The organism is Actinophytocola sp. (assembly GCF_035634895.1).
Taxonomy (GTDB): domain Bacteria; phylum Actinomycetota; class Actinomycetes; order Mycobacteriales; family Pseudonocardiaceae; genus Actinophytocola.
The window spans coordinates 47,874-56,080 of record NZ_DASQCC010000146.1; the positions used below are offsets into that span (position 1 = coordinate 47,874).

Here is an 8,207-nt window from a genome sequence, read left to right on the forward strand (position 1 = left end):
ACCTGCACGAAACCGCAACTCGATGTGTGCGAACGCGGGACTCGCTATGGCTGAACGCGGGACTCGCGGGTTAGCGGTGTAGGACCGAGCGGGGGAGGACGCGGGCGCGCCAGCCGAGGGGAGAGTTGCGGCGGATGCCCTCGATCAGGTCGTCGTAGGCGGGGGCCAGGGTTGTGGTCGGCTCGGCCTGGCCGCCGTACCAGCTGCGTTCTACCTCGCTGACGACCGTGCGCAGGGCGCGCTTGCCGCCGTCGTCGAGGTCGTGCTCGCGGGCGATCCGGCGGGCGGCCACGCGGACGGTCTCCGTCGAGCCGACCTCGATGCCGCGGTCGCGGGACTCGGCCAGCAGCTCCGACCACGCCGACGACGCCGCCTCCGGACCGCCGCCGTGCACCTGGAGCCGGTGCGACAGGCGTCGCCGCTCACGGACGATCCCCGGTGCCGCGGCGAGCATCAGCACCACCACGAGCGCGGAGAGCCACCACGAGACCAGCGACGCGAGGCACACCAGCAGGAAGCCCCACAGGACCACCGCGGCCGGCAGCAGCATCCGCCGTCTGCGTGGTTGCCGGCCACTCGCCGCCGCGACCACCGACGTGCCGATCGCGGCCAGCACGATCGCGACCGTCATCCACCACACCCACGCGGCCGGCGAGTCGTCCCGCTGGCCGCCGGCCCCGGCGCCGGCCTGGGCCTGGTCGCCGTTCTGGGCGGTGGTGGTCGGGGCGTTGGGCGCCGGCGCCGCGGACGAGGACTGGTTCTGCTCCCGCGGGTCGTCCTCCGGGCCGCTCGGCGCGCCGCCGGAGTGGTAGGGCGGGTCGTAGGACGTGCCGTCGGACAGCGGCGTCGGGTCGAACGTGACCCAGCCGCTCTCCGGGAAGAACACCTCGACCCACGCGTGCGCGTTCTGCGTGGTGACCGTCCGGTACTCGCCGTTCTGGTAGCCGGCCGTGTACCCCATCGCGACCCGGGACGGGATGTTCGCGGCCCGCAGCAGGATCGCCATCGCAGACGCGTACTGCTCGCAGAACCCGGTCTTGCTCTTGAACAGGAAGTCCTCGAGCCCGCTCTCGTCGCTGCCGACCGCCGTCTGCGTGTTGTACCGGAAGCCGTTCGAGGTGTCGAAGTAGTCCTTGATGGCGAGCACCCGGTCGTATGTGGTGTTCCCGACGGCGAGGCGGTTCGCGAGGTCGGTGACCTTGGGACTGATGCCGTCCTTGCGCAGGTAGATGTCCGGGATCTGGGGGTTGGCGCTGAACAGGCCCTGGCCGGACAGCTCCTGCGGCGTCGGCGCGGAGAGGTCCGCGTCCTCGGTGTAGATCGGGAGGGTGCGGGACTCCGGCCCGTAGACCATGCCGCTTCCCTCGTCGTACCGCATGTCGTCGGGCAGGCCGGTCAGCCGCACCGGGGTGCCGGCGACGAGGGCCCAGTAGTCCGCCGAGTTGATCGACTCGATCTGGATCGAGGTCAGCTCGGTGAGCTTCGCGTCGGTGTCGGTGCCGGGAGATTCCAGCGTCCCGGCGAGCGACCGGCCGCCGGGCATCGCCCTGGTGTCCCGCCGCCAGCCGAAGCTCCTGTCGTAGGTCGGCAGGGTGATGGCCCGCAGGTACCGCGGCTCGTCCTTCATGCCGCGGATCCGGAACAGCTCGGCGTTGCCCTGCTGGTCGAGCATGCCGCGCAGCGAGGTGAACGGGTTGAGCCCCAGCCCGCCCTGCCCGGACCCGTTGCTGCCACCGGGCAGCTGACCGACCGTGCCGATCCACGTCACCGTCGCGCCGGCCAGCAGCGCGATGGCCACCGCGCCGGACACCAGCGCGGTCGGACCGCCGAGCCCGCCGTTCGTGCCCTGGACCGTCGGCCGGTTGCGCCACAGCTGGTGCCGGTGCGCGCCGTCCACCGCGAGCAGCGCGGCGAACGACAACGCGCCGAGCACGAACGCCCACCACGGCAGCATCTCGTCGGCCAGCGACGCCGGCACCGCGTAGACACACAGCAGCACCAGCCCGGACGCGGCGGGTGTGCCGGCGGACACCGCGAGCGTGTCCACCAGGACCGACACCAGCCCGATCGCGATCACCACGAGGCACAGCACGGCCTGGGTCGCCGGCACGGGTGGCACCCCGGTCCGCACGACGTCGATCGAGTTCTCCAGCACCGTGCCCAGCTCGCGGATCGCGGACGGGCCGGGGAGGACACCGAGGACGCCGCTGTCGGTGAACAGCGAGACGAGCAGGCACATGACGGCGAACATCTGCGCGAGGCCGACCAGCAGGACCGGCGTGCGGATGGCCCGTAGCCCGAGCCCGATCGCGGTGACCACGGTGACCGCGACGCCCGCGTACCCCCACCACCGCAGCCCGTCGATCACGCCGGACAGCGCCAGCGAGGCGCACAGCGTCGTGATGGCCGCGACCACCGGGGTGACGGTCATGGACCACTGCGCGGAGGTCAGCTCGCCCGGCGGTGGGGGAGGAGGCGGGCTGGGCATGCCGGCGGGCGGCCTGGTCGGGGTGGCTGTCGACATCCTTGGAGATCCCCCTGCTAACCGGTGATGACCGCGTCGGCGCGGGTGCCGTGGGTGCGGCACAGGGTGGCCCACGTCGCCGCCATCGGGACGTTCGGCCGGGCGACCGTCACGCCCCAGCCCGCGCCGCGCAGCAGTGCGAGGGCGCCGTCGAGGTCCGTGGTCTGGCCCTCACCCCAGGCCGAGGTGTCCAGCAGCACCGCGAGGCTGCGGGTGCCCCGCGGGCGCTGGCTGACCAGCTGCGACACAGCCTCGGGCGAGGTGGCGCCGAGGATGGCGATCAGCTCCTGCCCGCCGGCCGGGTCGCCGTGGCTGTCCATGTTCGGCGACGGCGAGGCCTGCAGCGCGGCCAGCGCGTCGAGCACCGCGTTGTCGCTGTGCGTGCCGTCGCCGGAGTCCCGCACGATCTGCCCGCCCGACTCGGTGACGAGCCGGATCCGCTGGCCGTAGCGGTGCAGGTGCAGGCAGATGCTGGCGGCGAAGGACACCGCCCACTCGAGGCTGGAGTTCGCGCCGGTCCCGGTGTGCGCGGGTGCCCGGTGGTCGAGCAATACGGTCGTACCGCCACGCCAGGGGCGTTCCTCGACCCGGACCATCATCTCGTCGCGCTTGGCGGTCGAGCGCCAGTGCACCTTCCGCAGGTCGTCGCCCTGCCGGTACGGCCGCACGATCGCGTCGTCCTCGCCCTGGCCGGCGTTGAGCCGCACCGAGCCGTCGTCGCCGGAGCCCAGCCCCGAACCACCCGGCACGCCCACCAGCTTCACCACGCGGGGCACCACGACGAGCCGGGACGTGCCGGCCAGCTCACGCTCGAACTCGGCCAGCCCGAACGGGTCGGTGATCGTCGCCTTCAGCGGGCCCAACTGCTGGATGCCACGCAGCATCGGCTGGACGTGGTAGCGCAGCCTGGTCCCGGTGTGTCGGGGGAGATGCTCGATGACGAACCGGGGCTTGCCGCCCAGCGAGTACGGCACCCCGTCGGACACCAGCAGCCCACCCGTCGGCAGCCGGCCGGTCGACGTGATGTGCAGGGTCACCTCGGCGCGCCCGGCGACCGGGGTGCGGATGGGGACGATCTGTCGCTGCGCGTGCAGGCCTACCCGCGCCACCGCGGTCATCAGGCACACGAGGATCGGCAGGGCCACCACGAACACCGACACGCGCAGCAGGTCGCGTTCGTTCAACACGATCGAGCACAGCGCGGCCGCGAGCCCCGCCGCGAGGAGACAGCGTCCCCGCGTGGTCAGGCCCGACATCGCACCCTTCAACGGCCGCGCCACGAGGGCTACCTGGCCCCGCGGGCGGCGCCGTGCTGCGGCACCGGCACCCGTTGCACCAGCGCGCGGATCAGGTCGGCCGGGGCGCGGCGCCCGGCCTGGGCCTCCGGGGTGAGCACCAGCCGGTGCGCGAGCACCGGCACGGCCACCGCGTGCACGTCGTCGGGGACCACGAAGTCCCGGCCGGAAAGCGCCGCCTGCGCCCGGGCCGCGCGCACCAGGTGCAGCGTGGACCGCGGCGAGGCGCCGATCCGGATCTCGGGCAGCCGCCGCGTCGTGGAGACCAGCTCGACGGCGTAGCGGCGGATGTCGGGGGACAGCTTGACCGAGCGCACGGTCCCGATCAGGTTCTTGACCTGGTCGGCATGGGACACCGGCTGCAGGTCGCCAAGCGGGTTGTGGCCGGCGTGCTCGTCGACCATGGCCAGCTCGGCGGCGGGGTCGGGGTAGCCGATCGACACGCGGGCGGTGAACCGGTCGCGCTGCGCCTCGGGTAAGGCGTAGGTGCCCTCCATCTCGATCGGGTTCTGGGTCGCGATGACCATGAACGGCGCCTCGAGTGGGTAGGTCGTCCCGTCGACGGTGACCTGCTCCTCCTCCATGCACTCGAGCAGCGCCGACTGCGTCTTGGGGGAGGCGCGGTTGATCTCGTCGCCGACCACGATGTTCGCGAAGACCGGGCCGGGCCGGAACTCGAACTCGTTGGTCTGCCGGTTGAAGATCGACACGCCGGTGACGTCGGAGGGCAGCAGGTCCGGCGTGAACTGGATGCGGCTGACCGTGCAGTCGATGGACCGCGCGAGCGCCTTGGCCAGCGAGGTCTTGCCGACGCCCGGCACGTCCTCCACCAGCAGGTGCCCCTCGGCGAGCAGGGTCACGAGCGCGATCCGCACGACCTCCGGCTTGCCGACCAGGACCCGCTCGACGTTCGCGGCGATCCGCTGCGCGGCCTGGCCGAGCTCCTCGAGAGGCGCGGGGTGCCGGTAGTGGTTGTTGTTCGTGGCGTGCTGCTCGGCCGCGGGGTGGGAAGCACCGGTCGAGAGCTGCTGAGCGTAGGGGTCGCCGCCGTGCGCCGGATAGGGGCTACCGGGCAGCGCCGATGGCGGGGTACTCGACGTCACGCGCGACCTCCTGTGAACTTCGTCGGCACGGAGCCTGCTACGAAGTGTGTCAAACCTGTGAGAAGTTCCCCAGCTCCTCCGTTACATCAGAGGAGTACGCCCGGGGGGTCCTACTGTCTATCTTCTACGCCTTTCGGCGCGTAAGTGTTCCGGTCTGACGGATTCCCCCCCACTTGGCGCCACGGGGTTTCCCCACATCGCCCCACGCGGACCCTCCCGGCGCCCTGTATGGACGCGAGTGACTCCGTTCGGTTGCCCGTTCGACCACTTCTGGTCGCCGCGGGAGGCACCCGGTCGGGGGAGTCCCGCCATCCTCCCCCACCTTCCCCCCTACGCGTTTACCAGGGCAAACGTCCGCGGCGCGGCGCGAAAGTCCCGTCATTCGCCGTTGACTGTGGTGAAAAGTGGGGTACGGTGGCCGCTAGTGGGGCGGAAGGGGGCTCCATGGCTGGTCCGTACGGACCGGTGGGGAGGTGCGGACCCCGATGTTTCTCGGTACGCACACCCCAAAACTGGACGACAAGGGGCGGCTCACGCTGCCTGCCAAGTTCCGGGACGCGCTCGCGGGTGGGCTGATGGTCACCAAGGGACAGGATCACTGTCTTTACGTCTTCCCCCGCGGCGAGTTCGAGGAGATGGCACGCAAGGTGGCAGCGGCGCCCCTGACGAACGAGTCGGTCCGCGCCTTCCAGCGGTACCTGTTCGCCGGCACCGACGAGCAGCGTCCCGACGGGCAGGGGCGGGTCGTGATCGCACCGGAGCTGCGGCGCTATGCCGGGCTGACCAAGGAGTGCGTGGTCATCGGTGCGGTCACCCGCCTGGAGATCTGGGACGCGGACGCGTGGCAGACCTACCAGGACGAACACGAGGACGCCTACTCCCAGGCCCGGGAGGAGGTCCTGCCCGGCGTGTTCTGACGGGAGAACCGGGCACGGCGCGGGTGTCGCGAGGCCTCCGTTCCGCTCGCTTTCGACCCTGGCACACCTTCCCCGGCGCCAGGTGCGACGAGCGGGCGGGGACCTGGCGGCATCCGCTTGTCACATCTATGGCGGGAGAGGGGGTGGCTTTGGCATGTCCGAGCACGTTCCGGTGTTGCTCGAACGGGTGCTGGCGTTGTTCGAGCCGGCCCTCTCGATGCCGGACGCCGTCCTCGTGGACTGCACCCTCGGGCTCGGTGGCCATGCCGACGCCCTCCTCGCCGCCCACCCCGCGCTGGTCCTCGTCGGCCTCGACCGGGACCCGGCGGCGCTCGAGCGTTCCCGCTCGCGCCTGGCCGCGCACGGCGACCGGGTCCACCTGGTGCACGCGGTGTACGACGAGCTGCCGGCAGTGTTGTCGGAGCTGGGGATTCCGGCGGTCGCCGGCGTGCTGATGGATCTCGGCGTGTCGTCGATGCAGCTGGACGTGGCGGCCAGGGGGTTCGCGTACTCGCAGGACGCGCCGCTGGACATGCGGATGGACCCGACGGCCGAGCTGACGGCCGCCGAGGTGCTCAACACGTACCCGCCGGGCGAGCTGGTCCGGATCCTGCGCGAGTACGGCGAGGAACGCTTCGCGAAGCGGATCGTCGAGCGGGTCGTGCGGGAGCGGGCGCGTTCGCCGTTCACGTCGAGCGGGCGGCTGGTGGAGCTGCTGTACGAGGCGGTGCCCGCGGCGTCCAGGCGGACCGGCGGCCACCCGGCGAAGCGGACCTTCCAGGCGCTGCGCATCGAGGTGAACGGCGAGCTGGCGGCGCTGGGTGCCGCACTGCCCGCCGCACTGGCCGCACTGCGGGTGGGCGGGCGGATCGTGGTCGAGTCCTACCAGTCACTGGAGGACCGGCTGGTCAAGCAGGCACTGACGGCCCTGGCCAAGTCCCGGACGCCGGACGGCGTGCCGGTGGAGTTGCCGGGGCACGGCCCCCAGCTGCGGTTGCTGACTCGCGGCGCGGAGCAGGCCGACGAGCAGGAGATCGAGAAGAACCCGCGGGCGGCCTCGGTCCGGTTGCGTGCGGCCGAGCGGATTCTGGAGGCGGCGTGACTATCCAGACCGAGCCGACGCGTGCTACCGACACCGCGGTGGCGCCGGCGCGCACCGAGCCCCGCCGGGTGCAGGCCCGTTCCCGCACGGCCGCGACCCAGCGTGCCTTCGCCCGCCGGGCGCAGCGGGAGGGCCGCCCCATCGAGCGGCCGGTCGAGGAGGACCTCGACCGGGGAGCAGGCCGGGCGTCGTTCGTGGTCCTGATCATCGTGGTGCTGACGGTCGGCGTGGCGGCGACGCTGTGGCTGTCGACCCAGGCGATCGCGGACTCGTACCGGTTGGAGCAGGTCAAGCAGGAGGCCGACCGGCTGGCCGAGCAGGCCGCGCAGCTCCAGCGCGAGGTGACGGAGCAGGAGTCGGCGGCGTCCCTGGCCGAGCGCGCGAAGGCCATGGGCATGGTCCCGGCCGGCGACCCGGCAAGGCTGATCGTCCAACCCGACGGAACGGTCGTGCTGGTCGGTGAGCCCACCCCGGTGCAGGCACCGCCGTCGACGCCACCACCGGCCGGCACGACCTCGACGACCCCACCGCCGAACGGCCAGACGGGTGACCAGACGGGTGACCAGACGGGTGACCAGACATCGGGCGGCGGCACGCAGCCACCCGCGGGCGGCCAGCAGACCGGCGCCGGGCAGGGAGCCGGCTGATGCACGCGACCGTACGGCAGGCGCCCGTCCCCAGGCCGCTGACCTGCGGAAACAGGCGTTTTCCCAGGTCGCGCCCAGTACGTGGGCAGCCCCCACCCGACCCGGGGGCCGGCCCCGGTCCCATTTTATCGGGGGGCACCGACGAAACCCCTGGTCAGCCAGGGCTGTGGATAACTTTCACCCGAGGAGTGCGAGCGAAGGGGACATTCACGCGCCACGAGGAGCCCGGGGGTTGGCCCCGGACCGATCACACCGTCCACAGCCGACCCGAACACGGGTCGGCTGTGGACAACTTCGGGCCGCGTGTGCGGGCGGGCGAGACACTTCCGCGGGAAGGGGAGTTGGGGTCCGAGCACGCCAGCCGACCAGAGCGCTGGTCGGCCCGCGATGACGCTCGCCGGCAAGGCGGGTTGGGCCGGCGAGGCGGGCTGGATCGGCAAGGCGGGTTGGGCCGGCAAGGCGGGTTGGGCCGGCAAGGCGAGCTGGGCCGGCGAGGCCGGCTGGATCGGCAAGGTGGGTTGGGCCGGCATGGCGGGCTGGGCCGGCGAGGCGGGCTGGATCGGCGAGGCGGGCTGGATCGGCAAGGCGGGTTGGGCCGGCAAGGCGGGCTGGATCGGCT

The 8,207-nt window shown here is 72.3% G+C and carries 7 protein-coding genes; 4 read left to right on the top strand and 3 right to left on the bottom strand.

Annotated elements, in window-relative coordinates; translation table 11 throughout:
* Positions 1–70 precede the first annotated feature (70 nt).
* The 3 genes from VET29_RS21710 to VET29_RS21720 are packed head-to-tail and all read right to left on the bottom strand — an operon-like array spanning position 71 to position 4,739.
* On the bottom strand, positions 71–2,524 hold the full coding sequence (locus VET29_RS21710; RefSeq protein WP_324923332.1) for a DUF3488 and transglutaminase-like domain-containing protein: 2,454 nt from the start codon (positions 2,522–2,524) through the stop codon (positions 71–73).
* Between the two features lie 17 nt (positions 2,525–2,541).
* Positions 2,542–3,792, bottom strand: a complete 1,251-nt coding sequence (locus tag VET29_RS21715; protein ID WP_324923348.1) for a DUF58 domain-containing protein — start codon at positions 3,790–3,792, stop codon at positions 2,542–2,544.
* Between the two features lie 17 nt (positions 3,793–3,809).
* Positions 3,810–4,739, bottom strand: a complete 930-nt coding sequence (locus tag VET29_RS21720; protein WP_324923349.1) for a MoxR family ATPase — start codon at positions 4,737–4,739, stop codon at positions 3,810–3,812.
* A 668-nt stretch (positions 4,740–5,407) separates the two neighbouring features.
* On the opposite strand from VET29_RS21720, the gene mraZ reads away from it, so the two are divergent.
* The 4 genes from mraZ to VET29_RS21740 form a co-directional block, all read left to right on the top strand.
* Positions 5,408–5,839: a division/cell wall cluster transcriptional repressor MraZ gene (mraZ, locus tag VET29_RS21725; RefSeq protein ID WP_324923334.1), complete on the top strand. Its 432-nt coding sequence runs from the start codon at positions 5,408–5,410 to the stop codon at positions 5,837–5,839.
* 154 nt (positions 5,840–5,993) lie between these two features.
* Positions 5,994–6,941 carry a 16S rRNA (cytosine(1402)-N(4))-methyltransferase RsmH gene (gene rsmH / locus VET29_RS21730; RefSeq protein WP_324923337.1) on the top strand — a complete coding sequence of 316 codons (948 nt, stop codon included), beginning with the start codon at positions 5,994–5,996 and terminating at the stop codon, positions 6,939–6,941.
* On the top strand, positions 6,938–7,588 hold the full coding sequence (locus tag VET29_RS21735) for a septum formation initiator (RefSeq protein WP_324923339.1): 651 nt from the start codon (positions 6,938–6,940) through the stop codon (positions 7,586–7,588). Before rsmH ends, VET29_RS21735 begins: the two co-directional genes overlap by 4 nt.
* A 387-nt stretch (positions 7,589–7,975) precedes the next feature.
* The coding region (locus VET29_RS21740) for a hypothetical protein (RefSeq protein WP_324923341.1) at positions 7,976–8,207 on the top strand (232 nt) is incomplete at its 3' end.

Excerpts from the sequence above, each read along its gene's own strand:
- VET29_RS21710 (WP_324923332.1), bottom strand. The coding sequence starts at position 2,524 with ATGTCGACAGCCACCCCGACCAGGCCGCCCGCCGGCATGCCCAGCCCG.
- mraZ (WP_324923334.1), top strand. The coding sequence starts at position 5,408 with ATGTTTCTCGGTACGCACACCCCAAAACTGGACGACAAGGGGCGGCTC.
- rsmH (WP_324923337.1), top strand. The coding sequence starts at position 5,994 with ATGTCCGAGCACGTTCCGGTGTTGCTCGAACGGGTGCTGGCGTTGTTC.